Below are 26,881 nucleotides of genomic sequence, written 5' to 3' on the forward strand. Positions count from 1 at the left end.
TAATCCCCCCCCGCATCCTTTTGTTCTTCCCGGGGCGGGCCCCCCGCTACCCCTCCCCCCCCCCCCCGCCCCTTCGGGGGGGGGGGGGGGGGGGGTTCTGTATCCCCCCCCCCCCCCCCCCCCCTGCGCGTCGTCCGGACACCCGAGGGAAGCGCCCGCCGCGTCCTCCGGACCCAGGAAAGACACGCGCCGCCTCCTCCGGACCCGAGGGAGACGCCCGCGGCGGGCGTCGGCCGACGGCGCGGCGCACGGCCCGTGTCCGCCGTCGCCTCCGGACGGCGGTCACCGGGACGTGTGCGCCCGGCTCCGCCGGCGGTCAGGAGTGGACCGGCTCCGCCGGGTCCGGTACGTGGGACGCGATCAGCCGTTCGCGGCCCGGTGACGGGATGTCCCGGCGCCGGTCCACCGCGAAGGCCACGCTCGCCACGCCGAGGCCCAGGACCGCGAGCGCCGCGCCCGCCACCGCCGGGGAGGTGACGCCGAAGCCCGCGGCCAGGGCCACGCCGCCGATCCAGGCGCCGCCCGCGTTCGCGAGGTTGAAGGCCGCCTGGTTGGCGGAGGAGGCGAGGGAGGGGCCGGCCGCCGCGCGTTCCATGACCATCAACTGGAGCGGGGAGCCGGTGACGAAGGCGGCCACGCCGAGCAGGGTCACCGCGAGGGCCGCGCTCCACTGCGCGTGCATCAGGGCGGGGAAGAGGAGCAGCACCACGACCATGGAGGCCAGGCCGCCGAAGAGGGTGCCGCGCATCGCGTGGTCGGCGAGCCGGCCGCCGATCAGGTTGCCCGCGGTGGCGCCGACGCCGAAGAGGGCCAGCAGCAGGGTGACGTCGGAGTCGGCGTACCCGGCCGAGTCCGTCAGCATCGGCGTGATGTAGCTGTACGCGGAGAAGAGGGCGCCGAAGCCGACGACGGTGGTGGCGAGGGCCAGCCAGACCGGCAGGGAGCGCAGGGCGGTCACTTCGCCGCGCAGGCCGGAGACCGGGGCCGGGGTGTCGGTCCGGCGGATCAGCAGCGCGACCGCGGCCATCGCGGCGACGCCGATCAGGCTCACGCCCAGGAAGGTGGCCCGCCAGCCCAGGTGCTGGCCCATGAGGGTGGCGACGGGGACGCCCGCGACGTTGGCGACGGTCAGGCCCATGAACATCAGGGAGACCGAGCGGGCCTTGCGTTCCGGTGCCACCAGGTTCGTCGCGACGACCGCGCCGACGCCGAAGAAGGCGCCGTGCGGCAGGCCGCTGAGGAAGCGGGCGGCCAGCAGCCAGTCGTAGGTGGGGGCCAGGGCCGACAGCGCGTTGCCGGCCACGAACAGGGCCATCAGGGAGATCAGCACGGTGCGGCGGGGCATGCGCGCGGTCAGCGCGGCCAGGAGCGGGGCGCCGATGACCACGCCCAGCGCGTACGCCGAGACCAGGTGCCCGGCGGCAGGGATCGAGATGTGCAGGTCGTCGGCGACGTCGGGCAGCAGGCCCATCATCACGAACTCGGTGGTGCCGAGACCGAAGGCGCCGACGGCCAGCGCGAGCAGGGCCAGGGGCATGGGAGGGCTTCGCCTTTCGGGGAGCGGGTTCCGTGCGGACGTGTTTTAAGTTCAGCTACGGAACAAAGCATCCCAGGCAAAGTATTCCGGCGGGTTACCGTGCGGTGTCCGATTGTCCTTACAAAGTGCGCGGCGGCGGTCTGACCAGCAGCGTTGACTAGTCCGATGTGGTCAGGTTCACACGGGCGGCGATGGGCAGGTGGTCGCTGCCCGTCCTCGGCAGCGTCCAGGAACTCTCCGGCTCCACGCCCTTCACCATGATCTGGTCGATGCGCGCCATCGGGAACGCGGCCGGCCAGCTGAACCCGAACCCGCTGCCCGCCGCGCCCTGCGTGGAGCGCATCTGCGAGGTGACGCCGTTGAGGGAACGATCGTTCATCGTGCCGTTGAGGTCGCCCAGGAGGATCACCCGCGGCAGGCTCTCGTCGGCGATGGCCTCGCCCAGCGCGTCCGCGCTCTTGTCCCGCTGCCGGGCGGTGAACCCGGCGTTCATCTTCACCCGCACCGAGGGGAGATGAGCGACGTAGACCGCGAGGGAACCCTCCGGCGTGGCGGCCGTGGCCCGCATCGCGCGCGTCCAGCCGAGCTTGATGTCGACGGCCTTCACCCCGGTCAGCGGGTACTTGCTCCACAGACCCACGGTGCCCTCGACCGCGTGGTACTTGTACGTCGGCGCCAGCGCCTTCTCGTACGCCGGCACGGCCGACGCCGTCAGTTCCTCCAGGGCCACCACATCGGCGCCGGACGCGGCGAGTTGACCGGCGGTGCCCACCGGGTCGGGGTTCTCCGCGTTCACGTTGTGCGTGGCGACCGTGAAGTCGCCGCCGGTGCCGGACTTGTCGGTGAGCAGCCCGCCGAACATGTTCAGCCAGACGATCAGCGGGAGGAGCACGGCGATGAGCGCGGTCGCCGACCTGCGCAGGAAGCCGAGCAGCACCAGCACCGGGATCAGCAGGCCCAGCCAGGGCAGGAACGTCTCCGTGAGGCTGCCGAGGTTGCCGATGGCGTTGGGGATGCGGGAGTGCATCAGCATCACGCCGGCCAGCAGCAGCGCGACGACGGCGAGGACGACTCCCCGGCGCCAGATGCGTGGATCGTCGCGCCAGCCCGCGAGGAGGCGGTTCACCAGGCGCCGGAACCGGTCTCCCCGACGCTCGGGCCCCGAGCCGCCGTTGTCCGTCTCCGTCATGTACGCCTGCTGCGCCATACGCCTGCCTCACAACCTGCCGTGCACACCGTCGTCCCCCCGGGATACGACCCTAGGGGATGATCGGCTCGATCCCGCCGTCACATGACGGCCGTACGGAAGACGAGGACGAAGACACCGGCCGAAGAGGTTCCGGTTACCGGCCGGTTCGGGTGCACTGTGACGAAACGTGCACATTCCGCCGATGACGGCGGCAGTCGCTACGGCTGCGGGTCCGGGGAGCTGACGGGCCGTAGGCCGGCCAGTACGGAGTCGACGATCTCCTCGGCCAGGCCCTCGGGGAGGTCCGTGTCCGGGCGCAGGATGGCCCGGAGCAGCATCGGGCCGGTGAACATGTCGTTGGCCAGGTCGACGTCGATGTCGGCGCGGAGTTCGCCGTTGCACTGACCGCGGCGCAGCACTTCCTTGCCGAGTTCGCGCCGCGGGTTGACGACGTTGGCGTGATAGGCGTTCCAGATGCGGGGGCTGCTCTTCATCTGGGCGTACACGTTGTGCAGGATCGCCGACGAACGGTTCATCAGTCCGCGCCGTCGCAGCGATTCGAGCAGGACGACGAGGTCGTCGCGCATGGAGGTGCCGGGGAGTTCGGGGTCGGCGGGCTCGGCGGCCCGGATGACGTCGACGAAGAGCTCCTCCTTGCCGTTCCAGCGGCGGTAGATGGTGGCCTTGCCGACGCCGGCGGTCCGGGCGATCCGCTCGATGGACAGCTCGGCAAGCGGAACGCCGTCCTCCAGGAGCTTCATCACCCCTTCCAGGATGGCGTTCTCCACCGCCTCGCTGCGGGGACGCCCCCGGGCGGGACCCACGGACCGCGGCCGGCTGTCGGCAAGCCTCACGTCATACCGTCCTCTCACTGGCTGCGGGAATTCTCCCGCAGCCCCAGCCTCCCCCCGTGGATCCGCCCCCTACCGTGTGTCCGCTCACTCCGCGGCGGCGACCAACTCCTGCTCCCGGTCGCCCTGCTGACCGGCCGGCGGCCTGCCCGGCAGGAAGAGGGCCGTGACCACGGCACCGATCAGCGCGACGCCCACACCGCACAGTGCGGTCATGTGCATGGCGTGCAGGAAGGCGTCGTTGGCGGGCGTGACCAGGTCCTTGCCCTGCGCCCCGAGCTTCTGGGCGACACCCAGCGTGGCCTCGATGGACTCGCCGGCGGTCCCGCGCAGCCCCGGCGGCAGCGCGCCGAGCTCGCCCTCGATGCCGTTGCGGTACGACGTCGACAGGACCGAGCCGAGGACGGCGATCCCGAGGGCGCCGCCGACCTGGCGGAAGGTGTTGCTGAGCGCGGAGGCGGAACCGGCCTTCTCCCGGGGCAGGGCCTGCATGATGACGACCGAGGTGGGCGTCATGATGTGCGCCATGCCGGTGCCCATCAGGAAGAAGACGACCTCCAGGAGCCAGATCGGGGTGTCGGTCTCGAACGTCGCGAACATGCCCAGCATCGCCGCGATCAGCACCAGGCCCGCGGTGGTGGTGGCCTTGTTGCCGATCCGGTCCACGACCAGCCGGGCCCGCGGCGCGAAGATCAGCTGGGCGGCGGCCAGGGGGAGCAGCAGCAGACCGGACTGCAGCGGCGAGTAGCCGCGCACGCTCTGGGTGTAGAAGACCGAGAAGAAGGTCACGCCCATCAGCGCGAAGAAGACCAGCGCGATGGCGGCCATGGCGGAGGAGAAGACCTTGTTCTTGAAGTAGGTGACGTCCAGGGACGGGTGGTCGCTGCGCATCTCGTAGATCACGAAACCGGCGAGCACCACGACACCGGCGATGACGGTCGCGAGCACCTTGGCGTCGGTGAAGTCGGCCAGTTCGCCGCCCTTGATGATGCCGTAGACCAGCAGGACCAGGCCGACGACGGAGAGCACGACACCGACGGGGTCGAGGCGGCCCGGACGCGGGTCGCGCGAGTCGGGCACCAGCCACACCATCAGCACGAGCGCGAGGATCACGATCGGCACGTTGACGAGGAAGACCGAGCCCCACCAGAAGTGGTCGAGCAGCACACCGCCGGTGATCGGGCCGATCGCGATGGCGAGGCCGACACCGCCGGCCCAGATGCCGATGGCCTTGGGCTGTTCCTGGCGTTCGAAGACGTTCATCAGGACGGCGAGGGTGGCGGGCATCACGAAGGCGGCACCGAGGGCCATCAGCGCACGGTAGGCGATCAGCTGGCCCGGCGAGCCGGACTCGGCGGCCAGGGCGGAGCCGACGCCGAACACGACGAGGCCGCCGATCAGCACCTTCTTGCGGCCGAGCCGGTCGCCGATGAGGCCGGCGGTGAACAGCAGACCCGCGAAGACCAGGGTGTAGGCGTTGATGGCCCACTCCAGCTGGCTCTGGGTGGCGCCCAGACCGGTCGGGGCGGGGGTGGAGATGGTCTTGATGGCGACGTTCAGGATCGAGTTGTCGAGCACCACGATCAGCAGGCTCAACATCAGCGCGCCGAGGATCGCCCAGCGGCGCCGGTGCACCTCCTCGGGTATGCGGGGGCCGGCTGGAGCGCGGTCGGCAGGAGTTGTCATGCCGACGAGCCTAGGCCCATTTCAATACGGCACCGTCTCGTATCTGAATTCCTTTGCCCAGGCCTTACACAACGCGTCATGACGGGACCCGTCGAGCCCGCCGCGGGCCGACGGCCGATGACCGATGGATCACATGGAGGTCCCCTGGCCGAGGACGGCACGAAGTGCCACCATGGAAGCGGTCCGGGGACACCGTGAGGGTGCCTCGAGATGAGTTGAAGGAGCCGTTGCCATGACGCAGCTCTCGGCTGCCCAGCCCGCGCAGAACAGTCCCTCCGACGGCAGCAGGACGCTGTACGGGGGTAAGGGCACCCGCCGCATCACGGTCCGCGACATCGCCCTCTCCAAGGAACGCGGCGAGAAGTGGCCCATGCTCACCGCCTACGACGCGATGACCGCGTCCGTCTTCGACGAGTCCGGGATCCCGGTGCTCCTGGTCGGCGACTCGGCGGGCAACTGCCACCTCGGCTACGAGTCCACGGTGCCGGTCACCCTGGACGAGATGACGATGCTGTCGGCGGCCGTGGTCCGCGGCACCCGGCGCGCCCTCATCGTCGGCGACCTTCCCTTCGGGTCCTACCAGGAGGGCGCGGTGCAGGCGCTGCGCTCCGCGACCCGGATGGTGAAGGAGGCCGGGGTCGGCGCGGTCAAGCTGGAGGGCGGCGAGCGCTCGCACGAACAGATCCGGCTGCTCGTCGAGTCCGGCATCCCGGTGATGGCGCACATCGGCCTGACCCCGCAGTCGGTCAACGCGATGGGCTACCGCGTGCAGGGCCGTGGCGAGGAGGCGGCCCAGCAGCTGCTGCGCGACGCCAAGTCGGTCCAGGACGCGGGCGCGTTCGCGGTCGTGCTCGAACTGGTCCCCGCGGAGCTGGCGGCCGAGGTGACCCGGGTGCTGCACATCCCGACCGTCGGCATCGGCGCCGGTCCCGACACCGACGCACAGGTCCTGGTCTGGACGGACATGCTGGGCCTGACCTCCGGCCGGGTGCCGAAGTTCGTGAAGAAGTACGCGGACCTGCGCGCGGTCATGGGCGACGCGGCGCGGGCCTACGCCGAGGACGTCATCGGCGGAACGTTCCCGCTGGAGGAGCACTCCGTCCACTAGAGCCACTGCGGCAACACCCAGGCCGGCCCGCCGATCTTCCCCCGTCGGCGGGCCGGCTGCCGTTCGCGCCGGGGCGGCGCCGCTCTCGCGGACCGGGGTTCGCCGGCGTGGATCCGCATCGGACGGTCCCGGCGGCCGGGCCGGCCGGTCGACCACGGCGCGGGCCGCCTCGACGGCGGTGCCCCTGCCAGGCCGGCGGGTTCCCACCACGCGGGTGATCCGGGCGACCGGGCAGGTGCGCGTCGCCCGGACGCAGCCCGTCAGGCAGGACCCGGCGCGCGGTCGCAGGTCCGGTCGGCCGGCGCCGCCGGCCTGGGCGGTGTGGCCGGGCACGCCCCCGCCAGGAACCCGTGTCGGCCGGCTGTCGGCCGGTGTCGGCGGCCTGTCGGTGGTTTGTCGGTGGGGCCTGGCACGGTTCTTCCCATGACGCGAATCGACAACACCGCCGTGACCGTACGGGGGCTGGTGAAGCACTACGGCGACACCAAGGCTCTCGACGGAGTTGATCTGGACGTCCGCGAGGGCACCGTGATGGGTGTCCTCGGGCCGAACGGGGCCGGCAAGACGACCATCGTCCGGATCCTGTCCACGCTGCTGAAGCCCGACGCCGGTCAGGCCACCGTCGCCGGCTACGACGTCCTTTCCCAGCCCCGCCAGCTGCGCCGGGTGATCGGACTGACCGGGCAGTACGCCTCGGTCGACGAGAAGCTGCCTGGCTGGGAGAACCTCTACATGATCGGGCGCCTGCTCGACCTGTCCCGCAAGGACGCCCGGGCCCGGGCCGACCAGCTGCTGGAGCGGTTCTCGCTGACGGACGCCGCCAAGCGCCCGGCGAGCACCTACTCCGGTGGCATGCGGCGGCGCCTGGACCTGGCCGCCTCGATGATCGGACACCCCCAGGTGCTGTTCCTGGACGAGCCGACCACCGGTCTCGACCCGCGCACCCGCAACGAGGTGTGGGACGAGGTCAAGGCGATGGTCGGCGAGGGCGTGACCGTCCTGCTGACCACCCAGTACATGGAGGAGGCCGAGCAGCTCGCCTCCGAACTGACCGTCGTGGACCGCGGCAAGGTCATCGCCGGCGGCAAGGTGGAGGAGCTCAAGGCCAAGGTCGGCGGGCGGACGCTGCGCGTGCAGCCGGTCGACCCGCTGCAGGTACGGCCGCTCGCCGCCATGATCGACGAGCTGGGCATCACCGGGCTCGCCAACACGACCGTGGACGCCGAGCGGGGCACCCTGCTGGTGCCGATCCTCAGCGACGAGCAGCTGACCGCGGTGGTCGGCGCCGTCACCGCCCGCGGTATCACCATCAGTTCCATCGTCACCGAACTGCCCAGCCTGGACGAGGTCTTCCTGTCCCTCACCGGCCACCGCGCCAGTGCCCCGCAGGACGCCACGCCCGCCGACGACCGCGAGGAGGTCGCCGTATGAGCGCCGTCACCACCACCCCGGCCGTCACCACCCCGGGCGCCGCCGACGCCCGGATCCCGCTGCGCGGGCACCTGCGGCACACCGGCGCCCTGATCCGCCGCAACCTGCTGTGGATCCGGCAGGACCCCGAGTCGATGTTCGACGCGCTGCTGATGCCGGTCGTCTTCACGCTGCTGTTCGTGTACGTCTTCGGCGGCTCGATCGGGCAGGCTCTCGGCGGCGGCCAGGACGGTTACGTCCAGTACGTCATCCCGGGCATGATCGCGATGATGAGCATGACGCTCTCGCAGGGCGTCGGCACCGGCTTCAGCCAGGACTTCAACTCCGGCGTGATGGACCGGTTCCGGTCGCTGCCGATCGGGCGCGGCTCGGTGCTGTTCGCGAAGATCTCCGTCGAGCTGGTGCGGATGCTGTTCGCGACCGCCGTGCTGATGGTCGTCGCCGTGCTGGTCGGGTTCCACATCACCCACTGGGCCGGGCTGTTCGCGGCCGTGGGCCTGTCCGCGGTGTTCGCCTCCTCGATCATGTGGGTGTTCCTCACCCTCGGCGTGATCCTGAAGAGCGCGCAGTCCGTGCAGGCGATGGGGTTCCTGGTGCTGTTCCCGCTGCAGTTCGGCTCGTCGATCTTCGCTCCGACGAAGTCGATGCCGGGCTGGCTGCAGGCCTTCACCGACTACAACCCGCTGTCCACGCTCGCCGACGCGGCCCGCGGCCTGATGATCGGCGGCCCGGTCGCCCACGACCTGTGGATCACGCTGGGCTGGTCGGTGGCGATCACGGCGGTGGCGGCCCCGTACGCGGTCTACAGGTTCCGCACCAAGAGCTGAAGGTCCGGGAGTCCGGATCAGAGCAGGGCGGTGGCCTCCGCGAGGGAGAGGCCACCGCCCTCGGCATACGCGACCTCGTAGGCGGCGGCGTCGCCGAGTGCGGCGCGGACCCGGGCTTCGGCGCGGGCGTGCAGCCTGCGTTCCATGCCGGAGGAGACATGCCCGGCCGGCTGCAGGGCGTCGGCGGCGCCCAGACAGCGGGCGGCGTCCTGGGCGCGGGCGCCGTCGTCCATGCCGGCCAGGGCGAAGGCGGCGACGGTCAGGCTGGAGGAGCCGGACTGCGGGGTGACGGCCTGGGCCAGTGGGTCGGTCGAGTGCGCTATCGCCTCGCGCAGCTTGGCCAGGGCTTCCTGGTGGCGGCCGTCGAGGGCGTCCACCCAGGCCTCCTGGACGAGGATCATGGCGTCGAAGACCACGAAGTGCGAGATCCTGAACTGATCGCGCAGCAACCGGAGTTGCTCGCGGGCCTCGGTGATCCGGTCGGTCAGCAGCAGCCACACGGTGAGGAAGAGCCGGGCGGCGGGCATCGCCTCGTTGTGGCTGCTGTCGTGATCGGCGATGACCTCGCGCAGCAGCCCTTCACCACGCTCGATCTCGCCCAGTTCGAGCAGCGCCATGCCGAGGCGGGCGTTGAGCACCGCGACCTGGGTGCGGGCGTCGAGCCGTCCGGCGCGCTCGATGGCGGCCTCGTAGTCGTCGGCGGCCTCCCGGTACTCCCCCATGCGTTCGCGGGACTCGGCGCGCGCCGAGAACGCCTCGGCGGTGCCCCAGTCGTCCCCGAGGCGCCGGAAGATCTCCAGGGCCTCGTCCGCGTCACGGGTGGCGGCAGCGGCCGAGGTCGCGAAGTTGGCGAACACGTTGGCGCGCAGCTGGAGGGCGCCGGCGAGTTCCCACTCGTAGCCGGGCGTACGACGGCAGGTCTCTACTCCGGCGTCGACGATGGTACGCAGCTGCTCCAGGCCGCCGGTCAGCATCACGGCGAAGAACCAGAACATGCCGGGGGCCCGGCAGGTCTGCGGCAGGCCGGGCTGGTAGGCCTGGACGACGGCGCGCATCTTGGCCTGCGCGGCCGGGGTCTGCCAGGCGTCCAACTCGGTGTCCATACAGGCCAGGTGAGCCAGATGGATACCACGCCGGGCCTCGACGAGGAGCTCTCCGGCGTACGGCGGCGGGGTGTCGTGCACGCGCTGCCAGACCGGTTCCGCGCGGCGGACCGGCTCGGCGAAGGGGTCCGGACCGAGGGCCATGATGTCGGCGCACCAGGTGCGGGACTCGACCCGCTTGTCACGCAACTGCCAGTACCAGACCAGGGAGTGGGCCAGGCACAACGCCTCGTGCTCGTCCTTGGCGGCGATGGCGTGACGGATGGCGGTGCGCAGGTTCTCGTACTCCAGCTCCAGCCGGGCCACGGCGGCGCGCTGGCCGGTGCCGCGCAGCAACGGGTCAACGGTGCGGGCGAGTTCGCGGTAGTACGTCAGATGGGCGCGCTCGGCGGCCGGACGGTCACCGCTCTCGTCCAGGCGGGCGCCGGCGTACTCGGCGACGGTCTCCAGGAGCCGGTAGCGCATCCCCTGCCCGTCCGAAGGGGCGGCGACGACCAGGGACTTGTCGACCAGGGAGGCGAGCGCGTCGAGGGCGGCGGGGCCGCAGACCGCCTCGGCGGCGGCCAGGTCGCAGCCGCCCGCGAACGCGGAGAGCCGGCCGAGGACGCCGCGTTCGTCGGCGTCGAGCAGGTCCCAGGACCAGTCGACCACGGCGCGCAGGGTCTGCTGGCGGGGCAGCACGGTACGGCTGCCGGAGGTGAGGAGACGGAAACGGTCGTCGAGCCGGTCGGCGATCTGGCGGGGCGTGAGCATCCGCAGCCGGGCGGCAGCCAGTTCGATGGCGAGGGGCAGTCCGTCCAGGCGGCGGCAGATCTCGGCGCAGGCCGCCGTCGTCTCCTCGTCGGCGTCGACCGTGAAGCCCGGCCGGGCCGCGGCGCCCCGGTCGGCGAGCAGCCGCAGCGCCACCGGGTCGGGCAGCGGCTCCACCGGCCGCAGCAGCTCCCCCGGGACACCGAGGGGTTCACGGCTGGTGGCGAGGATCGTCAGGTCCGGGCAGCGTTCGAGGAGCCGGGCCGCGAGGTCGGCCGCCGCGTCGACGACGTGCTCGCAGTTGTCGAGGACGATCAGCAGCCGGCGCCGGGAGCAGTGGTCGACGAGCCGCTCGACCGGGTCGTCGTGCCGGTCGGCGGCGGCCCGCATGCCTTCGGCGCCGGCGCCGTAGAGCACGGTCTCGCGGGCACCGAGGGCGCTGAGCACGGCCTCGGGGACGTCCGCCGGGTCGTCGACGGGGGCCAGTTCGGCCAGCCACACCCCGTCCCGGACGGTGTTCCGCACGGACTCGGCGGCCTCCTGGGACAGCCGGGTCTTGCCGGCCCCGCCGGGCCCGAGCAGGGTGACCAGCCGGGCGGCGGCGAGATCGCCCCGGATGACCTCCAGGTCCCTCTCGCGTCCGACGAAGGAGGTGAGCCGGGCGCGCAGGTTGCCGGGCCTGGACGGCACCTCGGGTGCCGCCGCCGGATCGAGCAACTCGGAGTGCAGGGACCGCAGTTCTGCCCCGGGGTCGGAACCGAGCCGGTCGGCGAGCAGATGCCGTACGTCGTCGTAGGCGGCCAGCGCCTCGGCGGTACGGCCGCAGGCGTGCAGGGCGCGCAGGCGCAGCGTCTGGAGGGGTTCGTCCAGGGGGTGGGCGTCGCACAGGGCGGTCAGCTCGGGCAGGGCCTGTTCGGCGTGGCCGAGGCCGAGGGCCGCGGTGTGGCGGGCGCGCAGCGCGTCCAGACGCCGGACGTCGACGCGGGCCGCCTCGGCGGTACGGTCGGGCAGGTCGGCCAGGGCCGGCCCGTGCCACAGGGCGAGGGCGTCGTCGAGGACGGTCGCCGCCTTGGCGGGGTCGCCGTCGGCGAGCGCGCGCAGGCCCTCGCCGGTGAGCCGCTCGAAGCGGTGCAGGTCGATGTCGTCGGAGGCGGCCGCGAGCCGGTAGCCGCCGCCGGTGGACTCGATCGCGTCCGCGCCGAGCGCCCGGCGCAGCCGGCCCACCAGCGCCTGCAGTGCGCCGCCGGCGTCCGCGGGCGGGTCCTCGCCCCACACCTCGTCGACGAGCAGCCCGGCGGGCACCGCGCGCCCGGGCCGCAACGCCAGCACGGTCAGCAGGGCACGCAGCCGTGCCCCGCCCACGGGGACGGCCGTGCCGTCGGGGCGGAGGGCCTGGGTGGTGCCGAGAATCGCGTAGCGCACGGGGTCCATTGTCCCTGGGGACGCCCGGACCCCGCTGGCGGGTTTCAGATGCGCATGAACTGCGAGGAGTCGAGGGTGAGGGTCTGGTCGGCTACGGGAACGGTGATCTGCTTGCCGAAGGGGCCGGACTGCGTGCACTGATAGGTGCCGCCTTCCGGCTGGGTCAGGAGCGTCCAGGTCGCGGAGAGCACGTCGACGATGAGGTACGCCGGAATGCCGCGCAGTGCGTAGTGGCTCGGCTTCGTGTTGTAGTCCCGGTTCTTGCTCTCCGGGGAAACGACTTCGACGACGAAAGGCAGCAACGCCTCGTTGATCTCGCTCTCACCCGGGTGAACCTGGTCCAGCGGCAGCGCCGCGGCATCGGGTTCGGGCTTGTATCCCTCTCGGGGCGGGACCAACGAGAACTCGCCGACCGCCGCCCAGCCTGGCAGCCCGGCCTCGATCTGGTTCTGGATGCGCCGTGCCGTTGTCGTGTGCGCCTGGGTTACCGGTACCAATGTCAGACCGTTCTCCGTCAGCCGGAGGCGCGCGCTGCGCGGGACATCGATCCGGTTCTGGACCAGTTCAACCCATCCATCTGCGATCGTCATGAGCACCCCCTGGTTCGACTTGATATCAGCGTAACGACTACCAGGAACCCACAGCCCTCCGCTGACGTCCTTCATCCGTCACCTGTACGGTCGACCCCGCACGCCACCACCGACGCGCCCCAGGAGTCCCGGACCATGACCGCCACCACCACCCGCCACAGCGACCGGCGGATCTCTCCCGTCTTCGTCGGGATCGCGGCCGTCACCGCGGTCACCGGGTGGGCCACCTGGTCCGGGTTCGCCGAGCAGCCCGGGGTCGCCGTGTTCCTGTTCGTGACGGCGGCCTGGATCGTCTCGCTGTGCCTGCACGAGTACGCGCACGCGCGCACCGCCCTGCACAGCGGTGACATCACTGTGGGCGCGAAGGGCTACCTGACCCTGAACCCGCTGAAGTACACGCACGCCCTGCTGAGCATCGTGCTCCCCGTGCTGTTCGTGATCATGGGCGGGATCGGTCTGCCGGGCGGCGCGGTCTTCATCGAGCGCAACCGGATCCGCGGCCGCTGGCGGCACAGCCTCATCTCGGCCGCCGGCCCGCTGACCAACGTGGTCTTCGCCGCCGTCTGCACCGCACCGTTCTGGCTGCACTCCCTGGACGGCGTGCCGCGCGACTTCCGTTACGCCCTCGCCTTCCTGGCCCTGCTCCAGGTCACGGCCGCGATCCTGAACTTCCTGCCGGTGCCGGGCCTGGACGGCTACGGCGTGATCGAGCCCTGGCTGTCGTACGGCATCAAGCGCCAGGTGGAGCCGTTCGCCCCCTTCGGCCTGCTCTTCGTCTTCGCGCTGCTGTGGGTGCCGTCCATCAACAGCGCGTTCTTCGACGTGATCGACACGCTGCTGCGGGGGCTGGGCGTGGGCGACTTCGACCGCTACTGCGGACAGGAGCTCTACCGCTTCTGGCAGGGGACGAACGAGTACTGCTCGGTGGCCGGCTGACCCTCACGCCGAGAGCGGGAACTCCTCGCCGAGCGCGTGGAACATGTCCGTGTTCAGGGTGAACGCGCGCTTGCACTCGGTGATGATCCGCTGCTTCTCCAGGTCGTCGGCGTTCACCGTGTCGAGGAGTCCGCGGTAGCCGCGCTTGAAGGCGGCGGGGTTGGCGACCTGCTCGAAGACGTAGAAGCGGACGCCGTCACCCTTCTTCTCGAAACCCCAGGTCCGCTCGGCCCGGTCCCGGATGATCTGGCCGCCGGAGAGGTCACCGAGGTAGCGCGTGTAGTGGTGGGCGATGTAGCCGGCGGGCCAGGCCTCGGCGCACTCCCGCACCCGGGCCGCGTACTCCTCGGTGGCCGGCAGCGCCGTGAGCCCGGCCCGCCAGCCGGCCCCGCGCAGATGCGCGAGGTCCCGCTCCAGCGCCGCCAGGCGGAACAGCTCGGACTGCACGAACGGCCCGGCCACCGGGTCGGACGCCAGCCGCGCGGCCCCGCTCTCCAGTGCCTCGTACACGAACCACAGCTGCTCGGTGTAGCGCGCGTAGGCCGCCACGCCGTGCCGCCCGCCCAGCAGGTCACTCATGAACGTCGAGGTCTCCGCCACCGCGTGCTGCTCATGGGACGCGGTGCGGATGAGTGCCGAGAAGGAGTCCATGGGCATATCCTCTAAGGTAAGCCTTACCTAAGTCAACGCCTTGCCAACGCCCTGTCGGGAAAGTTACCGACACCATGTCGGTAAAAGCGTACCCGAAAAAGGCCCGCCCTCCGACGCGGAGGACGGGCCCGGCGGAACGTCGGGGCTGGGCCCTGTCGTTCGGATCAGGTCGCTAGGGCAGGGTGAGGATCTCCGCGCCGGTCTCGGTCACCACCAGGGTGTGCTCGAACTGGGCGGTCCGCCTGCGGTCCTTGGTGACGACCGTCCAGCCGTCGTCCCACATGTCGTACTCGTGCGTCCCGAGCGTCAGCATCGGCTCGATCGTGAACGTCATCCCGGGCTGCATCACGGTCGTCGCGTGCGGGCTGTCGTAGTGCGGGATGATCAGCCCGGAGTGGAACGACGAGTTGATGCCGTGGCCGGTGAAGTCCCGCACCACGCCGTACCCGAAGCGCTTGGCGTACGACTCGATGACCCGGCCGATGATGTTGATCTGCCGGCCGGGCTTGACCGCCCTGACCGCCCGGTCGAGGGACTCCCGGGTCCGCTCGACCAGCAGCCGGCTCTCCTCGTCGACGTCCCCGACCAGGTAGGTCGCGTTGTTGTCGCCGTGCACCCCGCCGATGTACGCCGTCACGTCCAGGTTGACGATGTCACCGTCCTGGAGGACCGTCGAGTCCGGAATGCCGTGGCAGATGACCTCGTTGAGGCTGGTGCACAGCGACTTGGGGAAGCCGCGGTAGCCGAGCGTGGAGGGGTAGGCCCCGTGGTCGCACATGTACGCGTGCGCGACCTTGTCCAGCTCGTCGGTGGTCACCCCCGGCGCGATGATCTTCGCCGCCTCCGCCATCGCCTGCGCGGCGATACGGCCGGCGGTCCGCATCGCCTCGATGGTCTCCGGGGTCTGCACCTCGGGCCCGGTGTACGGGGTCGGCGCGGGTTTGCCGACGTACTCGGGGCGGCGGATGTTTCCGGGTACCGAACGGGTGGGAGACAGCTCCCCTGGTACGAGCAGCGACTGGCCAGACATACCAGCGAGTCTAACCAGCGGACATGCGGGAACATGTGGATGGCGAAAGGAGCGTTCATGGCCCTGTTCAAGAAGCGGACCGTCGGTAAGCCGGGTGAGTGGTACTACTGCCTGGAGCACAAGAAGGTCGAGGAGGGCCCCGAGTGCCCTGCCAAGGACCGGTTCGGCCCCTACGCCACCCGTGGGGAGGCCGAGCACGCGATGGAGATGGCACGGGAGCGCAACCTCCAGTGGGAGAACGATCCGCGCTGGCACGACGCCCCGGCCGGGGACTCCTCCGAAGAGAGCTGATCAGAGCCGGGTGGGTGCGGCCGCGCGCTGGGCGCGCAGCCGCACGGCGTGCTCGTTGGTGCGGGCGTCGTACGCCATCAAAGCGGGCAGGCACAGGGCCAGCAGGCCGACCGCGCCCGTGCACAGCAGGCCGCCCACGCCGACGGACGCCCGGACGCCCAGCCATCCGGCCATGCCACCGGCGCGCACCTGGCCGAGGGTCGGTCCGACCGAGTACGACAACAGCTCGATCCCGGCGAGCCGGCCGCGCAGCTCGTCGGGGATCGTCTGGTTCCACATGGCGCCGCGGAAGATCCCGCTGACCATGTCGCAGCCGCCGGCCACGGCCAGCAGGAACAGGACCAGCCACACGTGGCGCACGGCGCCGGCGGCGGCGATCGCCAGGCCCCACAGCGCCGCCGACAGCACCACCATCCGCCCGTGCCTGCGCACCCGCCCGGTCCAGCCGCTGCCCAGGCTCACGAGGAGGGAACCGGCCGGGATGGCCGCGTACATCAGCCCGAGCGACCACTTCGCGTCCAACTCGTCGGCCAGGAACGGCAGCACGGCGAGCGGCATCGCCAGGAACATCGCCGCGAGGTCCACGGCGTAGGTACCGAGGAGTTCCTTGCGGCCCCAGGCGTAGCGGGCGCCCTCCGCGATGGAGCCCAGCGAGGGCTTCACGGCCTCGTGGGCGGCGGGGGACGCCGCGATCGGCACGATCAGCACGACCGAGACGGCGAACGTGACGAGGTCAGCGCCGTACGCCCAGCCGAGGCCCGCGTACGCCACGACCAGGCCGGCGACGGCCGGCCCGGCGACGCCGCCGACCGTCCAGCGGAACGAGTTGAGGGCGGCGGCGGCCGGGAGGTCGTCGTGGGCGACGATCCTCGGCCACAGCGAGTCGAGGGCGGGGCGCTGGACCGAGCCCAGTGCGGCCGAGAGCGCGGCGACGGCGTACAGCGGCCAGACGGCCGGGCGCGGCAGCAGGGCGTTGAGCAGCAGGGCCGCGCTGAGCAGGCCCTGACCGGCCTCGGTCCACAGGATGAGCAGCCGTTTGTCCAGGGCGTCGGCGAGGGCCCCGCCGTAGAGGCCGAAGAGGATGAGCGGGATCAGCTCCACCGCGCCGATGGCCCCCACGGCGGTCGCGCTCCCGGTGAGGTCCTTGATCTGCACCGGGAGCGCCACGAACGTCAGGAAGGTCCCGAAGTTGCTGATCAGGCCGGAGGCCCACAGCCGACGGAAGTCGACGGAGGCCCGCCAGGGGGCGAGGTCGGGAAGCACGGTCACGCTGAGCCATGCTGAACGGCCGCCGACGCCGCCTCAACCGCTTTTTCCGTCACCCACCCGCTCGGTCGGCGCGGGGGCGGGGAAGAACCTTCTCCGGTGCGGCCGGAGGCAGGTGGCCGGCCGGGGCGGGCGGAGATCACCAGGGGGTCGGGGGCGGGGCCGTCACCGTCTCGGCCAGCCTGGACAGGCGGTCCCTGAAGCGGCGGCGGGCTCGCGGAGACGGTCCGTTCTCCCCCGTCGCCGCGCTGACCAGGTGCTGGACGGTGTCCAGGTCCAGTTCCGCGCCGTCCGGGACGGTGAGCGTCTCGTGGGCCATCGCCGTCAGCGCGTCGTCGGCCGTGGCGGACAGCGCCAGTACCGTCACCCCGGCCCGGCGGGCGGTGTGCACGTGGTCCAGGAGCGGTGCCGACGCGGCCGGCGCCACCACCAGCAGCGTCTCCCCCCGGCGGGCCGCCCCGATGCGGCCGAGGCCGGCGGCGAGATGCGCCGGGTCCGTGGGGCGGGCCCCGTGCCGTACCAGCGTCGGCGCCAGTTCCGGCGTACCGGACCACGTGGCCTCGTCCACGAGGTGCGCGGCGAGGTGCCACGGCTCGTACTCCGGGGTGCCGAGCAGCAGCAGTCCGCCGCCGTGGTTCACCACCGAACCCCGCAGCGCGCCCGCGAAGCGCCGCGTCGCCCCCAACCACTCGGTTCCGGCGAGCACTTCACGCAGCAGCGCGACCCGTACGGCGTCCATGTCCCGGCATACTGCCGCAATCGGTCACTCGTGACGCGGAGTTCACCGCGAATTCGCCCGACCCGGGGAGAAGACGGCCCATGAGCGACGTAGAGGCAAGCGTTCCCTTTCGCGCGGGCACCGAGGGCTACGCCAGTTTCCGGATCCCGGCCGTGGTGGTCTCCCGGGCGGGCACCGTGCTCGCCTTCTGCGAGGGGAGGGTCGACTCCGCCGCCGATCACGGGCACATCGAGGTGGTGCTGAAGAGGTCCATCGACGGGGGGCGTACCTGGGGGCCGCTGCAGGTCGCCGCGGGCAACGGCACCGGCCTCGCCGGCAACCCCGCCCCGGTCGTGCTGGACACCGGCCGGATCCTGCTGGTCCACGTCCGCAACGCCGCCTCCGCCACCGAGGACGCCATCCTGCGCGGACAGGTGCCGGAGGCGGACGGACGGCGGGTGTGGGTGCGGCACAGCGACGACGACGGGATGACGTGGTCCGCCCCTACGGAGATCACCGAGACGGTGAAGAGGGCCGGGTGGCGGTGGTACGCGACCACACCCGGGCACGCCGTCCAACTGCGCACCGGACGGGTCGTCGTGGCCGCGAACCACACCCTCGCGCCGACCGGGACCGACAACGGCACCGAGGCCAGGTACAACAGCGGGCACTGTCTGCTCAGCGACGACCGGGGCGAGACCTGGTACCTCGGCTACGTCGACGAGAACACCGACGGCCACATCAATGTCAACGAGACCTCCGCGGCCGAACTCCCCGACGGGCGGGTCTACTTCAACACCCGCAACGACTCGCCGTCGCCGGGCAACCGGGCCGACGCGCACTCGGCGGACGGCGGGCGCACGCTGGTGAAGCCGTTCCGGCCGCAGGCCGGGCTCAGCGCGCCGGTCTGCGAGGCCAGCGTGCTGCAACTCCTCGGTCCCGACGTGCTGTTGTACTCCGGCCCCGCGGACCCGGCGACCCGTGCCCTGATGACGATCCGCGCCTCCGCCGACGGCGGGACCACCTGGCGGCCGGTGTACACGGTCGACGGACTGCCCGCCGCCTACTCCGACCTGACCCGGGTCGACGCCGAAACGGTCGGCCTCCTGTACGAGACGGGCGACTTCAGCGCGTACACGACGATCACCTTCCGCCGGGTGCCCGTGAACCGGCTCACCTGACCGGGTGCGGCCGCCGCCGCGCACGTAGAGTCGGCCCATGACCTCTTCCGACACTTCCGACAGTGCACAGCAGGCGGCGGCCGAGAAGGCCCCCGCCAAGGATCCCTGGGACCTGCCCGACGTCTCCGGCCTGGTCGTGGGTGTGCTCGGTGGCACCGGCCCGCAGGGCAAGGGCCTCGCCTACCGGCTGGCCCGGGCCGGCCAGAAGGTGATCATCGGCTCCCGGGCCGCGGAGCGCGCGCAGGCCGCCGCCGGCGAACTCGGGCACGGTGTCGAGGGTGCCGACAACGCCGAGTGCGCGCGGCGCAGTGACATCGTGATCGTCGCCGTGCCGTGGGACGGGCACGGCAAGACGCTGGAGTCGCTGCGCGCGGAACTGGCCGGGAAGCTGGTCGTGGACTGCGTCAACCCGCTCGGCTTCGACAAGAAGGGCGCCTACGCGCTCAAGCCGGAGGAGGGCAGCGCGGCGGAGCAGGCCGCGGCGCTGCTGCCGGACTCCCGGGTCACGGCGGCCTTCCACCACCTGTCGGCGGTGCTGCTCCAGGACCCGGAGGTCGAGGAGATCGACACCGATGTGATGGTGCTGGGCGAGGCGCGCCCGGACGTGGAGATCGTGCAGGCGCTGGCCGGGCGCATCCCGGGGATGCGGGGCATCTTCGCGGGGCGGCTGCGCAACGCCCACCAGGTGGAGTCGCTGGTCGCCAACCTGATCTCGGTCAACCGGCGCTACAAGGCACACGCCGGGCTCCGCGTCACGGACGTCTGAGCGGATGGGGGACACTGGTGGCTGCCCCCACCGGTGTCCCCCGGCCGACCGATCCCGAAAGTGACTCCGCCATGCCCCGCCTCGCCCTCTACTCCCTGGTCGTCTGCGTCCTCGCCGTCGTCGCCGCCGTCGTCTCCTTCGTCCGGGGCAGCTGGCCGATCGGTGTCGTCTGGGTGCTGCTGACGGGGCTGTCGTCGAACATGACCTGGTACTACGTGCGGCGCGGGCGCGCGGACAAGCCGGTCGCTAGCTGAGACCCGGCTGCCGTTCGGCGCCCTCCAGGAGGACCCGCCCGCCGATCTCCACCCAGCCATAGGGCTGCGGTGCCGTGAGGATCTGCGAGCCGCGGCCCTGGGTGATGTTCAGGGCGCGGCCCAGCCGGTCGGTGAGCAGCAGCGCGGCCGCGCCGGTCGCCTCGTCCTCGTCGATGCCGTCGCCGCGGCCGGGGAAGGCGCGGGCCCGGACCCGCCCGGCCGGTTCGTCCTCCCACGCCCAGGCGTACACCCACTCCCCGGGCCCGGGCACCGGCAGGGCGTCCACCTCGGCGGCCGTCGCGTACTGGCGCAGGGTGCGCGGCGGGGCCCACTCGGGGCGTGCCTCGATCCAGCTGAACTCCCCGTCCAGCCGGGCGCCGACCACACCGGCCGGTGTGACCAGTTCGGGCACGTCCAGCAGCCAGGCGGTGCCGACGCAGGGGTGGCCGGCGAAGGGCAGCCGCAGGGTGGGGGTGTAGATGTCGACGACCCCGCGCTCGGGGTCGTCGACGAACACGGTCTCGCTGAATCCGAGTTTCGCCGCCAGCGCCTGCCGGTCCTCCCGCGCGGGCAGCAGCGAGCCGTCCCGGACGACCCCGAGTTCGTTGCCGTATCCGCCGTTCGCCGCGCAGAAGACCCGCAGCACGTCGTAGTCAGTCACTCCGGCATTCAAGCACCGCGGCGGCGGCCGGGTCGCCCCTTGCGAGGGGTCTGCGGCCGCCGCCGGGCGGGGATCACGCCTCGGTGCGGCGCCTGCGCATCGCGAACACCACGCCCGCGCCCGCCGGAACCGTGACGGCGGCGGCCGTGCCGAGGGCGGCGGCCGGAAGGGCCGAGCCGGTGGAGGCGAGACTGCCGCCGGTGCCGCCGGTGCCGGTGGTGGAACCGGTGACGCCGCCGCTCGCCGAGCCGGCTGCGTCCGTGGCGGTCGTCCTCCGCGTCAGACCGGCGGAGCCGGCCCGTCGTAGGCCCGAAACGGCTTGCTTGACCTTCCCTTGACCATTCCTTGGTGGCGGTTTTTCGCCGCCGAGATCAAGCCGTATCTGTGATCTATCCGTGTCCGGTCAATCCCGACCCGGGTGGGTACCAGTGAGGTAAGCCTCATGTAACTTAGGTCAGCCTCACCACACCTCCCCTGCTTGGAGCCTGCATGCGTGCCGTCCGACTCACCGTCACCGCTGCCGCCACCGTGGCCGCTCTGACCGCCCTCTCGGCCTGCACGGCGAAGAGCGACGCCAAGGGCGACGACGCGATCCAGGTGACCGCTGCCGACGCCAAGTGCGAGACGTCGGTCAAGTCCGTGCCGGCCGGGCAGGTCACGCTCGCCATCGAGAACACGGGCTCCAAGGCCACCGAGGTCGAGATCCTCTTCCCCGACGACCGCATCGTCTCGGAGAAGGAGAACATCGGCCCGGGCACCAAGTACACGCTGACCGCCGAGGTGAAGGCGGGGTCGTACGAGATAGCCTGCCGCCCCGGGATGAAGGGGCACGGCGTGCGGCAGAAGCTGACCGTCACCGGCTCCGGCGCGGCCGCCAAGCGCAACCCGACGCTCGACAAGGCCGTCGCCGACTACCGCGAGTGGGCCCAGGGCGAGGCCGACGCGACGATCCCGAAGGTGGAGACGTTCGTCGCCGCCATCAAGGCCGGCGACCTCACCGCCGCCAAGAACGCCTACGCCCCCTCCCGCGTCGGCTGGGAGAGCACCGAGCCGATCGCCGAGTCCTTCGGTGACATCGACCCCAAGACGGACACCCGCGCCGACGGCCTGGAGAAGGGCCAGAAGTGGACCGGCTGGCACGCGCTGGAGAAGGCGCTGTGGCAGGACAAGAAGATCGGCGCCGAGCAGAAGACCCTCGCCGACGAGCTGCTCAGCGACCTGAAGGACTGGCAGAAGCGGGTCGGCAAGGCCGAGATCACCCCCACCTCCATGGCCAACGGCGCCAAGGAACTCCTCGACGAGGTCGCCACCGGCAAGGTCACCGGCGAGGAGGACCGCTACTCGCACACCGACCTCAGCGACTTCAAGGGCAACGTGGACGGCGCGCAGAAGGCGTACGAGCTGCTGAAGCCGGTCGCGCAGAAGAACGACGCGGCCCTGGCCACCGAGCTGGACAAGCAGTTCGCCGCACTGAACACGCTGCTCGACAAGTACCGCACGACCGCCACCTCGGACGGCTTCGTGTCGTACGACAAGGTCACCAAGGCTCAGCGCAAGGAGCTGTCGGACGCGGTCAACGCGCTCGCGGAGCCGCTGTCCAAGCTCGCCGCGACCGTCGTCAAGTAAGGGGCAGGACATGGCAGACAAAGCCAATCCGTCGCGACGCGCGCTCATCGGCTGGGGCGGTGCCGGGCTCGCGCTCGGCGCCGCGGTGGCCGGGGGCGCGGTGGCGATGGCCGAGGCCGGTGACGACATGTCCCCGGCCGCCGCGGACGCCGGGGGCGCGGTCGAGTTCCACGGCGCGCACCAGGCCGGGATCGCCACCGCCGTCCAGGACCGGCTGCACTTCGCCGCGTTCGACGTGAAGACCGAGGACCGGGACGAGTTCGTCCAGCTGCTGAAGGACTGGACGGCCGCGGCCCGGCGGCTGACCGCCGGGAAGGCAATCGGCGAGGGCGCCTACGGCGGGCTCGCCGAGGCGCCCCCGGACGACACCGGCGAGGCGCTCGGGCTGAAGCCGAACCGGCTGACGCTGACGATCGGTTTCGGACCGTCCTTCTTCGAGAGGTTCGGCCTGAAGGACAGCCGCCCGGCCGCCCTGGTCGACCTGCCGCAGTTCCCCGGCGACAACTTCGACTCCGCCCGCACCGGCGGCGATCTGTGCGTCCAGGCCTGTGCCGACGACCCCCAGGTCGCCGTGCACGCCATCCGCAACCTGGCCCGGATCGGCTTCGGCAAGGTCGCCATCCGCTGGTCCCAGCTCGGCTTCGGCAAGACGTCCTCGACCACGCCGGACGCCCAGACCCCGCGCAACCTCATGGGGTTCAAGGACGGCACCCGCAACATCGCGGGCACCGAGACCGACCGGCTGAAGAAGTTCGTGTGGGTGGGCGACGGTGACGGTCCGGCGTGGATGAGCGGCGGCTCGTACCTCGTCGCCCGGCGCATCCGGATGAACATCGAGACCTGGGACCGGACCTCGCTCCAGGAGCAGGAGGACGTCTTCGGCCGGGACAAGGGCGAGGGCGCCCCGGTCGGCAAGGCCAAGGAGCACGACGCGCCGTTCCTCAAGGCCATGAAGCCCGACGCCCACGTGCGGCTCGCGCACCCCGACTCCAACGACGGGATCACCATCCTGCGCCGGGGCTACTCGTTCACCGACGGCACCGACGGGCTCGGGCGGCTGGACGCGGGGCTGTTCTTCCTTGCCTACCAGCGTGACGTGCGCAACGGGTTCATCCCGTTGCAGCGCAGGCTGTCGGCGTCCGACGCGCTCAACGAGTACATCCAGCACGTGGGTTCGGCGGTCTTCGCGGTCCCGCCCGGCGTCCGGGACAAGGACGACTGGTGGGGCCGGACGCTGTTCTCCCGGTCCGCCGAGTCCGCCAAGGGGGCGTGAGCCGTGTTCTCCAACTATCTGATCGGGCTGCGCGAGGGCCTCGAGGCCTCGCTCGTCGTCTGCATCCTCATCGCCTACCTGGTCAAGACCGGGCGCAGGGACGCCCTGCGGCCGATCTGGACCGGCATCGCGGTGGCGGTGCTGATCGCCATGGGCTTCGGCTGCGCCCTCGAATTCGGTTCCCAGGAGCTGACGTTCCAGGCCCAGGAGGCGCTCGGCGGGTCCCTGTCCGTCGTCGCGGTCGGCCTGGTGACGTGGATGGTGTTCTGGATGCGGCGCACCGCCCGGCACCTCAAGAAGGAACTGCACGGCAAGCTGGACGCGGCCCTCGCCATGGGCACCGGCGCGCTGGTCGCCACCGCCTTCCTGGCCGTGGGCCGGGAGGGCCTGGAGACCGCCCTGTTCGTGTGGGCGTCCGTGCACGCGGCCAGCGACGGCACCCCGCGCCCCCTGGTCGGCGTCGCCCTGGGCCTCGCCACCGCCGTCCTGCTCGGCTGGCTGTTCTACCGCGGCGCCCTGCGGATCAACCTCGCCAAGTTCTTCACCTGGACCGGCGGCATGCTGGTCGTGGTCGCCGCCGGCGTGCTGGCGTACGGCTTCCACGACCTCCAGGAGGCCGACTGGATCCCGGGCCTGACCAACCAGGCCTTCGACATCAGCGGCACCATCCCGCCGGACAGCTGGTACGGCACCCTCCTCAAGGGCGTCTTCAACTTCCAGCCCGACCCGACCGTGCTCCAGGTCACGGTGTGGCTGCTGTACCTGGTCCCGACACTCGTCCTCTTCTTCGTCCCGGTAGGGTTCGGCTCCGGGAAGGGGAAGGTGAAGGCACCTGATGACGCACCTGACGACCAGGGATCGCGGCCCGCTGCGGCGCCGCAGGCTCCGCGGGCGTGATCGGAACGCGCTCCTGGCGGTCTCACTGGCCGCCGTGTCGCTGACGGCGAGCGGCTGCGTGGTGGTGCACGGGGAGCGCGAGATACTCCCCACCACCACCCGCGCCGAGGCCGCCAAGGCGCTGAAGCAGTTCACGGCCGCCTACAACAACGCCGACGCGGCCTACGACGGCTCCCTGGACGCCGACTTCACGACCGGTGCCCTCGCCGACATCGACTCCGCGCGTCTGAAGGCCGGGCACCTCAACAGCCCGAGCGGCAACTCAGGCCACTCGGCACTGGAGTTCGACGACGTCAGGTACACCATCCCGAAGAAGGCCGGCTGGCCGCGCTGGTTCCTCGCCGACGCGCACGGCAACAAGGGCGGCGACGACCGCTGGCTGCTGGTCTTCACCCGCGACAGCCTCTCCGAGCCGTTCCAGGTGGCGTATCTGACGCTGGTCGCGCCGGACGCCGTACCGAAGTTCACGACCGACAAGGACGGCTGGGCCGAGACCGTGCCGGCCAGCAGTCCCCGACTCGCCGTCCCTCCCGCGGACCTGGGCCAGGAGTACGCCACGTACCTGAAGAGCGGCGGCGCCGCCTTCGCGGACGGCGCGCACACCAGCGGCTGGCGCACGGACCGCAGTAAGTCCACCAAGCCGGGCCTGGCGACCCAGTACATCGACGAGCCGCTGACGGGCGGCGACTACGCGCCGCTCGCCCTGCGCACCTCCGACGGCGGCGCGATGGTGTTCTTCACCACCCGCTACTACGCCAAGGAGACCGCGGCCGCGGGCACGTCCGTGCCGGCGCAGAACCAGGACGTGAAGGCCCTCACCAAGGGTGAGATCAAGCAGTCGCTGACCATGCAGTTCGTCTCCAACCAGGTCGCCCTGGACCCGGCGGGCTCCGGGAAGGTCTCGGTCATCGGACGCATCCAGGGTCTGACGTCCGCCGAAGGGGCCTGACCGAAGGGGCCTAGCCGCTGGCCGGCCAGGCGGCGGCAGCGTGGTCGGACTCCTCACCGACGTACCGGGCGCAGGCGTCGGTGAGGATCTCCAGGAGGCTCAGCGGGTCGGGCAGCGGATGCTCGGGGCCACGCACCCAGCGCACCTGCCGGCCGTCCTCACCGGGCAGCCGGGCGGGTGGTACGAGGACGTAGGACCCCCGGCAGTGCCAGCGCAGCCCCGGGTGCTCGTCCATGGTCTCGGGCCGGCAGTCCAGCTCGCACGGCCACCACTCGTCCTCGTCCTCGGGGGTGCCGCGGGTGAGGGTGAAGAACAGCATGCGGCCGTCGTCGCTCTCGGCGACCGGACCCGCCTCGACGCCGTTGGCGAGCAGCCGCTCCAGCGCCTGCCGGCCGGCCTCCAGGGGGACGTCCAGGACGTCGTGGGTCATCCCGGTCGCGGTGATGAAGTTGGCCTGCGGCTGGTGCCGTGCCCAGCGCTCGATCTGCGCGCGGTCGGTGGTGGACTGCGTCTGCCACGCGAACGACACCGGGTGCCGGGCCGGGGTGGGGCATCCGACGCGGTCGCAGGAGCAGCCGTAGCCGGGGGCGGGATGCGCGGCGGGTGCCAGGGGCAGGCCCGCCTCGGCGGCGGCGAGCAGCAGGGCCGCGCGGCTGTCGTCGTCGGTGGCGGCGGTCTCCTTGGGCCGTCGTCCGAGCAGCCACTGGGAGAGTTTGCCCTGGCGGCCGTTACGGCCGCCGAACGTCCCGCTCATGAATCGCCTCGCCTCGCTGTGGTCCGGCCAGCATGCCTTATCGTCCCATCTGGGCGTGAAGGGGGGTACGCGAGCGATAAGGAATTGCGGGAGTTACACCATCGAACCAGGCGAACCGGGCGGCGGCCACTCGTCGCCCCAGTCCGCGTCCCGCGCCGCCTTGTACAGGTCGCCATGGCGTTTGGTGACCGTCGTCCGGCGCAGTCGCTCGTCCTTCTCGCACAGGTCGAGGAGGACCTGGCCCTTGCGGATCTGCGGGCGCCGGACCACCCGGGCCGGCGCCGGGGCGGCCGGGAGGCGGGTGGCCGCCACATAGCTGAACTTCTCGTCCTCGTACGCCAGCGACCCGCCCTTGACCTGGCGGTGCAGCGAGGAGCGGCTGACCCGGGCCGAGAAGTGGCACCAGTCGGTGCCGGGGACGATCGGGCAGGCGGCGCTGTGCGGGCAGGGCGCGGCGACCCGGAACCCCGCGGCCACCAGGCGGTCGCGGGCCTCGATGACCCGGGCGTAGCCCGCCGGGGTGCCGGCCTCGACGATGACGACGGCCCGCGCGGCGGTCGCGGCGGCGTCGACGAGCGCGGTACGAGCGGCCTCGTCGAGTTCGTTGAGGACGTACGACACCGTGACCAGATCGGTGCTCTCGATGGTGAGCGCCGCTCCGATCCGGGAGCGCTGCCACACCGCCTCCCGCAGTTCCGGGTTGGCCGCGGCGATCTCCCGGCCGAGGGCCAGCGCCGGCTCGGCCCAGTCGAGGACCGTCACCGGCCGTACGCCGGCCCAGATGTCGGTCACCGCCCAGGTCGCCGCGCCCGTCCCGCCCCCGACGTCGACATGGCTCCCCGGTGCCCAGCCCTGCGGCGCCGCGTCGGCGAACGCCGCCAGCGCCGCCCGTACCGCCTCGAAGGTGGCCGGCATCCGGTAGGCCGCGTAGGCCACCACGTCGGCCCGGTCCCGCAGGATCGGCGCGTCGGTCGGGGTGGCCCCCCGGTAGTTGGCGATCAGCCGCTCGACGGCTCCGGCGGCCTGCTTCGGGGGCAGGCCGTCGAGGAGTTCGGCGAGCGTGGCACGGAGCCGGTCGGCCGGGGATGCGGGGTGGTTCACCCGGCGATTGTAGGGGCGGCCGGACCCCACGGT

General features: G+C 71.8%; 25 protein-coding genes. 12 read left to right on the forward strand and 13 right to left on the reverse strand.

What is annotated here, in order from left to right:
- Window positions 1–316: 316 nt before the first annotated feature.
- The 4 genes from ACFXI4_RS02370 to ACFXI4_RS02385 form a co-directional block, all read right to left on the reverse strand.
- Entirely contained in the window at window positions 317–1,537 is a 1,221-nt protein-coding gene (locus tag ACFXI4_RS02370) for an MFS transporter (RefSeq protein WP_384987434.1), read from the reverse strand.
- A 157-nt stretch (window positions 1,538–1,694) separates the two neighbouring features.
- Complete coding sequence (locus tag ACFXI4_RS02375) at window positions 1,695–2,744, reverse strand: endonuclease/exonuclease/phosphatase family protein (RefSeq protein ID WP_384987436.1); 1,050 nt, start codon at window positions 2,742–2,744, stop codon at window positions 1,695–1,697.
- A 200-nt stretch (window positions 2,745–2,944) separates the two neighbouring features.
- A complete protein-coding gene (locus tag ACFXI4_RS02380) occupies window positions 2,945–3,580 on the reverse strand; it encodes a TetR/AcrR family transcriptional regulator (protein WP_384987438.1) in 636 nt (211 codons plus the stop codon).
- A gap of 84 nt (window positions 3,581–3,664) precedes the next feature.
- A complete protein-coding gene (locus ACFXI4_RS02385; RefSeq protein WP_384987440.1) occupies window positions 3,665–5,263 on the reverse strand; it encodes an MFS transporter in 1,599 nt (532 codons plus the stop codon).
- 232 nt (window positions 5,264–5,495) lie between these two features.
- Here ACFXI4_RS02385 and panB point away from each other — a divergent pair, with 232 nt between their 5' ends.
- From panB to ACFXI4_RS02400, 3 genes are all read left to right on the forward strand, one after another.
- Entirely contained in the window at window positions 5,496–6,371 is an 876-nt protein-coding gene (gene panB / locus ACFXI4_RS02390; protein WP_384987442.1) for a 3-methyl-2-oxobutanoate hydroxymethyltransferase, read from the forward strand.
- Between the two features lie 423 nt (window positions 6,372–6,794).
- Window positions 6,795–7,802 carry an ATP-binding cassette domain-containing protein gene (locus ACFXI4_RS02395; RefSeq protein WP_384987444.1) on the forward strand — a complete coding sequence of 336 codons (1,008 nt, stop codon included), beginning with the start codon at window positions 6,795–6,797 and terminating at the stop codon, window positions 7,800–7,802.
- Window positions 7,799–8,629: an ABC transporter permease gene (locus tag ACFXI4_RS02400; protein WP_362730990.1), complete on the forward strand. Its 831-nt coding sequence runs from the start codon at window positions 7,799–7,801 to the stop codon at window positions 8,627–8,629. The genes ACFXI4_RS02395 and ACFXI4_RS02400 overlap by 4 nt, the downstream gene beginning before the upstream one ends.
- Before the next feature lie 17 nt (window positions 8,630–8,646).
- Here the strand turns inward: ACFXI4_RS02400 and ACFXI4_RS02405 are convergent, their stop codons facing one another.
- Together ACFXI4_RS02405 and ACFXI4_RS02410 are read right to left on the reverse strand one after the other, a co-directional pair.
- On the reverse strand, window positions 8,647–11,913 hold the full coding sequence (locus tag ACFXI4_RS02405; RefSeq protein WP_384987446.1) for a BTAD domain-containing putative transcriptional regulator: 3,267 nt from the start codon (window positions 11,911–11,913) through the stop codon (window positions 8,647–8,649).
- Window positions 11,914–11,948: 35 nt separating this feature from the next.
- Window positions 11,949–12,569 (reverse strand): Uma2 family endonuclease, encoded by a 621-nt coding sequence (locus tag ACFXI4_RS02410; protein ID WP_384987448.1) that lies wholly within the window; start codon window positions 12,567–12,569, stop codon window positions 11,949–11,951.
- A 60-nt stretch (window positions 12,570–12,629) separates the two neighbouring features.
- Here ACFXI4_RS02410 and ACFXI4_RS02415 point away from each other — a divergent pair, with 60 nt between their 5' ends.
- Complete coding sequence (locus ACFXI4_RS02415; RefSeq protein WP_384987450.1) at window positions 12,630–13,430, forward strand: site-2 protease family protein; 801 nt, start codon at window positions 12,630–12,632, stop codon at window positions 13,428–13,430.
- Window positions 13,431–13,433: 3 nt separating this feature from the next.
- Here the strand turns inward: ACFXI4_RS02415 and ACFXI4_RS02420 are convergent, their stop codons facing one another.
- Together ACFXI4_RS02420 and map are read right to left on the reverse strand one after the other, a co-directional pair.
- Window positions 13,434–14,081 carry a heme oxygenase (biliverdin-producing) gene (locus ACFXI4_RS02420; RefSeq protein WP_384987452.1) on the reverse strand — a complete coding sequence of 216 codons (648 nt, stop codon included), beginning with the start codon at window positions 14,079–14,081 and terminating at the stop codon, window positions 13,434–13,436.
- A gap of 172 nt (window positions 14,082–14,253) precedes the next feature.
- The gene (map, locus tag ACFXI4_RS02425; RefSeq protein WP_384987454.1) at window positions 14,254–15,111 is read right to left on the reverse strand and encodes a type I methionyl aminopeptidase; all 858 of its coding nucleotides are present in this window, start codon (window positions 15,109–15,111) and stop codon (window positions 14,254–14,256) included.
- A 57-nt stretch (window positions 15,112–15,168) separates the two neighbouring features.
- On the opposite strand from map, the gene ACFXI4_RS02430 reads away from it, so the two are divergent.
- The gene (locus ACFXI4_RS02430) at window positions 15,169–15,402 is read left to right on the forward strand and encodes a hypothetical protein (protein ID WP_362728149.1); all 234 of its coding nucleotides are present in this window, start codon (window positions 15,169–15,171) and stop codon (window positions 15,400–15,402) included.
- On the opposite strand, the gene ACFXI4_RS02435 is transcribed toward ACFXI4_RS02430, so the two are convergent.
- Both ACFXI4_RS02435 and ACFXI4_RS02440 read right to left on the reverse strand, forming a co-directional pair.
- Window positions 15,403–16,671: an MFS transporter gene (locus tag ACFXI4_RS02435; protein WP_384987456.1), complete on the reverse strand. Its 1,269-nt coding sequence runs from the start codon at window positions 16,669–16,671 to the stop codon at window positions 15,403–15,405.
- 136 nt (window positions 16,672–16,807) lie between these two features.
- Entirely contained in the window at window positions 16,808–17,407 is a 600-nt protein-coding gene (locus tag ACFXI4_RS02440; protein WP_362725225.1) for a hypothetical protein, read from the reverse strand.
- An 80-nt stretch (window positions 17,408–17,487) separates the two neighbouring features.
- Between ACFXI4_RS02440 and ACFXI4_RS02445 the strand changes: the two genes are divergently transcribed.
- The 3 genes from ACFXI4_RS02445 to ACFXI4_RS02455 all read left to right on the forward strand — a co-directional run bounded on the left by ACFXI4_RS02445 (window position 17,488) and on the right by ACFXI4_RS02455 (window position 19,587).
- On the forward strand, window positions 17,488–18,567 hold the full coding sequence (locus ACFXI4_RS02445; protein WP_384987459.1) for an exo-alpha-sialidase: 1,080 nt from the start codon (window positions 17,488–17,490) through the stop codon (window positions 18,565–18,567).
- Window positions 18,568–18,604: 37 nt separating this feature from the next.
- Window positions 18,605–19,333 carry an NADPH-dependent F420 reductase gene (npdG, locus tag ACFXI4_RS02450; RefSeq protein WP_384987461.1) on the forward strand — a complete coding sequence of 243 codons (729 nt, stop codon included), beginning with the start codon at window positions 18,605–18,607 and terminating at the stop codon, window positions 19,331–19,333.
- A gap of 71 nt (window positions 19,334–19,404) precedes the next feature.
- Window positions 19,405–19,587: a hypothetical protein gene (locus ACFXI4_RS02455; protein WP_384987463.1), complete on the forward strand. Its 183-nt coding sequence runs from the start codon at window positions 19,405–19,407 to the stop codon at window positions 19,585–19,587.
- On the opposite strand, the gene ACFXI4_RS02460 is transcribed toward ACFXI4_RS02455, so the two are convergent.
- Complete coding sequence (locus ACFXI4_RS02460; protein WP_384987465.1) at window positions 19,580–20,248, reverse strand: PhzF family phenazine biosynthesis protein; 669 nt, start codon at window positions 20,246–20,248, stop codon at window positions 19,580–19,582. The two genes, ACFXI4_RS02455 and ACFXI4_RS02460, sit on opposite strands and share 8 nt — an antisense overlap.
- A 489-nt stretch (window positions 20,249–20,737) precedes the next feature.
- Here ACFXI4_RS02460 and efeO point away from each other — a divergent pair, with 489 nt between their 5' ends.
- The 4 genes from efeO to ACFXI4_RS02480 are packed head-to-tail and all read left to right on the forward strand — an operon-like array spanning window position 20,738 to window position 24,993.
- Window positions 20,738–21,874 carry an iron uptake system protein EfeO gene (gene efeO / locus ACFXI4_RS02465; RefSeq protein WP_384987467.1) on the forward strand — a complete coding sequence of 379 codons (1,137 nt, stop codon included), beginning with the start codon at window positions 20,738–20,740 and terminating at the stop codon, window positions 21,872–21,874.
- Between the two features lie 10 nt (window positions 21,875–21,884).
- Window positions 21,885–23,147, forward strand: a complete 1,263-nt coding sequence (efeB, locus tag ACFXI4_RS02470) for an iron uptake transporter deferrochelatase/peroxidase subunit (RefSeq protein ID WP_384987469.1) — start codon at window positions 21,885–21,887, stop codon at window positions 23,145–23,147.
- A gap of 3 nt (window positions 23,148–23,150) precedes the next feature.
- On the forward strand, window positions 23,151–24,044 hold the full coding sequence (gene efeU, locus ACFXI4_RS02475) for an iron uptake transporter permease EfeU (protein WP_384987471.1): 894 nt from the start codon (window positions 23,151–23,153) through the stop codon (window positions 24,042–24,044).
- Window positions 23,983–24,993, forward strand: coding sequence for a hypothetical protein (locus ACFXI4_RS02480; protein ID WP_384987473.1), 1,011 nt, complete (start codon window positions 23,983–23,985; stop codon window positions 24,991–24,993). The genes efeU and ACFXI4_RS02480 overlap by 62 nt, the downstream gene beginning before the upstream one ends.
- Window positions 24,994–25,003: 10 nt before the next feature.
- Here ACFXI4_RS02480 and ACFXI4_RS02485 read toward each other — a convergent pair whose 3' ends face one another.
- On the reverse strand, window positions 25,004–25,747 hold the full coding sequence (locus tag ACFXI4_RS02485) for a bifunctional DNA primase/polymerase (protein WP_384987474.1): 744 nt from the start codon (window positions 25,745–25,747) through the stop codon (window positions 25,004–25,006).
- 93 nt (window positions 25,748–25,840) lie between these two features.
- Window positions 25,841–26,848 (reverse strand): small ribosomal subunit Rsm22 family protein, encoded by a 1,008-nt coding sequence (locus tag ACFXI4_RS02490; RefSeq protein ID WP_384987476.1) that lies wholly within the window; start codon window positions 26,846–26,848, stop codon window positions 25,841–25,843.
- Between the last annotated feature and the right edge of the window lie 33 nt (window positions 26,849–26,881).

The sequence above is a fragment of the Streptomyces sp. NPDC059224 genome (assembly GCF_042754285.1).
Lineage (GTDB): Bacteria > Actinomycetota > Actinomycetes > Streptomycetales > Streptomycetaceae > Streptomyces.

Excerpts from the sequence above, each read along its gene's own strand:
- ACFXI4_RS02370 (WP_384987434.1), bottom strand. The coding sequence starts at position 1,537 with ATGCCCCTGGCCCTGCTCGCGCTGGCCGTCGGCGCCTTCGGTCTCGGC.
- ACFXI4_RS02375 (WP_384987436.1), bottom strand. The coding sequence starts at position 2,744 with ATGGCGCAGCAGGCGTACATGACGGAGACGGACAACGGCGGCTCGGGG.
- ACFXI4_RS02385 (WP_384987440.1), bottom strand. The coding sequence starts at position 5,263 with ATGACAACTCCTGCCGACCGCGCTCCAGCCGGCCCCCGCATACCCGAG.
- panB (WP_384987442.1), top strand. The coding sequence starts at position 5,496 with ATGACGCAGCTCTCGGCTGCCCAGCCCGCGCAGAACAGTCCCTCCGAC.
- ACFXI4_RS02395 (WP_384987444.1), top strand. The coding sequence starts at position 6,795 with ATGACGCGAATCGACAACACCGCCGTGACCGTACGGGGGCTGGTGAAG.
- ACFXI4_RS02400 (WP_362730990.1), top strand. The coding sequence starts at position 7,799 with ATGAGCGCCGTCACCACCACCCCGGCCGTCACCACCCCGGGCGCCGCC.
- ACFXI4_RS02405 (WP_384987446.1), bottom strand. The coding sequence starts at position 11,913 with ATGGACCCCGTGCGCTACGCGATTCTCGGCACCACCCAGGCCCTCCGC.
- ACFXI4_RS02410 (WP_384987448.1), bottom strand. The coding sequence starts at position 12,569 with ATGAAGGACGTCAGCGGAGGGCTGTGGGTTCCTGGTAGTCGTTACGCT.
- ACFXI4_RS02415 (WP_384987450.1), top strand. The coding sequence starts at position 12,630 with ATGACCGCCACCACCACCCGCCACAGCGACCGGCGGATCTCTCCCGTC.
- ACFXI4_RS02420 (WP_384987452.1), bottom strand. The coding sequence starts at position 14,081 with ATGGACTCCTTCTCGGCACTCATCCGCACCGCGTCCCATGAGCAGCAC.
- map (WP_384987454.1), bottom strand. The coding sequence starts at position 15,111 with ATGTCTGGCCAGTCGCTGCTCGTACCAGGGGAGCTGTCTCCCACCCGT.
- ACFXI4_RS02430 (WP_362728149.1), top strand. The coding sequence starts at position 15,169 with ATGGCCCTGTTCAAGAAGCGGACCGTCGGTAAGCCGGGTGAGTGGTAC.
- ACFXI4_RS02440 (WP_362725225.1), bottom strand. The coding sequence starts at position 17,407 with ATGGACGCCGTACGGGTCGCGCTGCTGCGTGAAGTGCTCGCCGGAACC.
- ACFXI4_RS02445 (WP_384987459.1), top strand. The coding sequence starts at position 17,488 with ATGAGCGACGTAGAGGCAAGCGTTCCCTTTCGCGCGGGCACCGAGGGC.
- npdG (WP_384987461.1), top strand. The coding sequence starts at position 18,605 with ATGACCTCTTCCGACACTTCCGACAGTGCACAGCAGGCGGCGGCCGAG.
- ACFXI4_RS02455 (WP_384987463.1), top strand. The coding sequence starts at position 19,405 with ATGCCCCGCCTCGCCCTCTACTCCCTGGTCGTCTGCGTCCTCGCCGTC.
- efeO (WP_384987467.1), top strand. The coding sequence starts at position 20,738 with ATGCGTGCCGTCCGACTCACCGTCACCGCTGCCGCCACCGTGGCCGCT.
- efeB (WP_384987469.1), top strand. The coding sequence starts at position 21,885 with ATGGCAGACAAAGCCAATCCGTCGCGACGCGCGCTCATCGGCTGGGGC.
- ACFXI4_RS02480 (WP_384987473.1), top strand. The coding sequence starts at position 23,983 with ATGACGCACCTGACGACCAGGGATCGCGGCCCGCTGCGGCGCCGCAGG.
- ACFXI4_RS02485 (WP_384987474.1), bottom strand. The coding sequence starts at position 25,747 with ATGAGCGGGACGTTCGGCGGCCGTAACGGCCGCCAGGGCAAACTCTCC.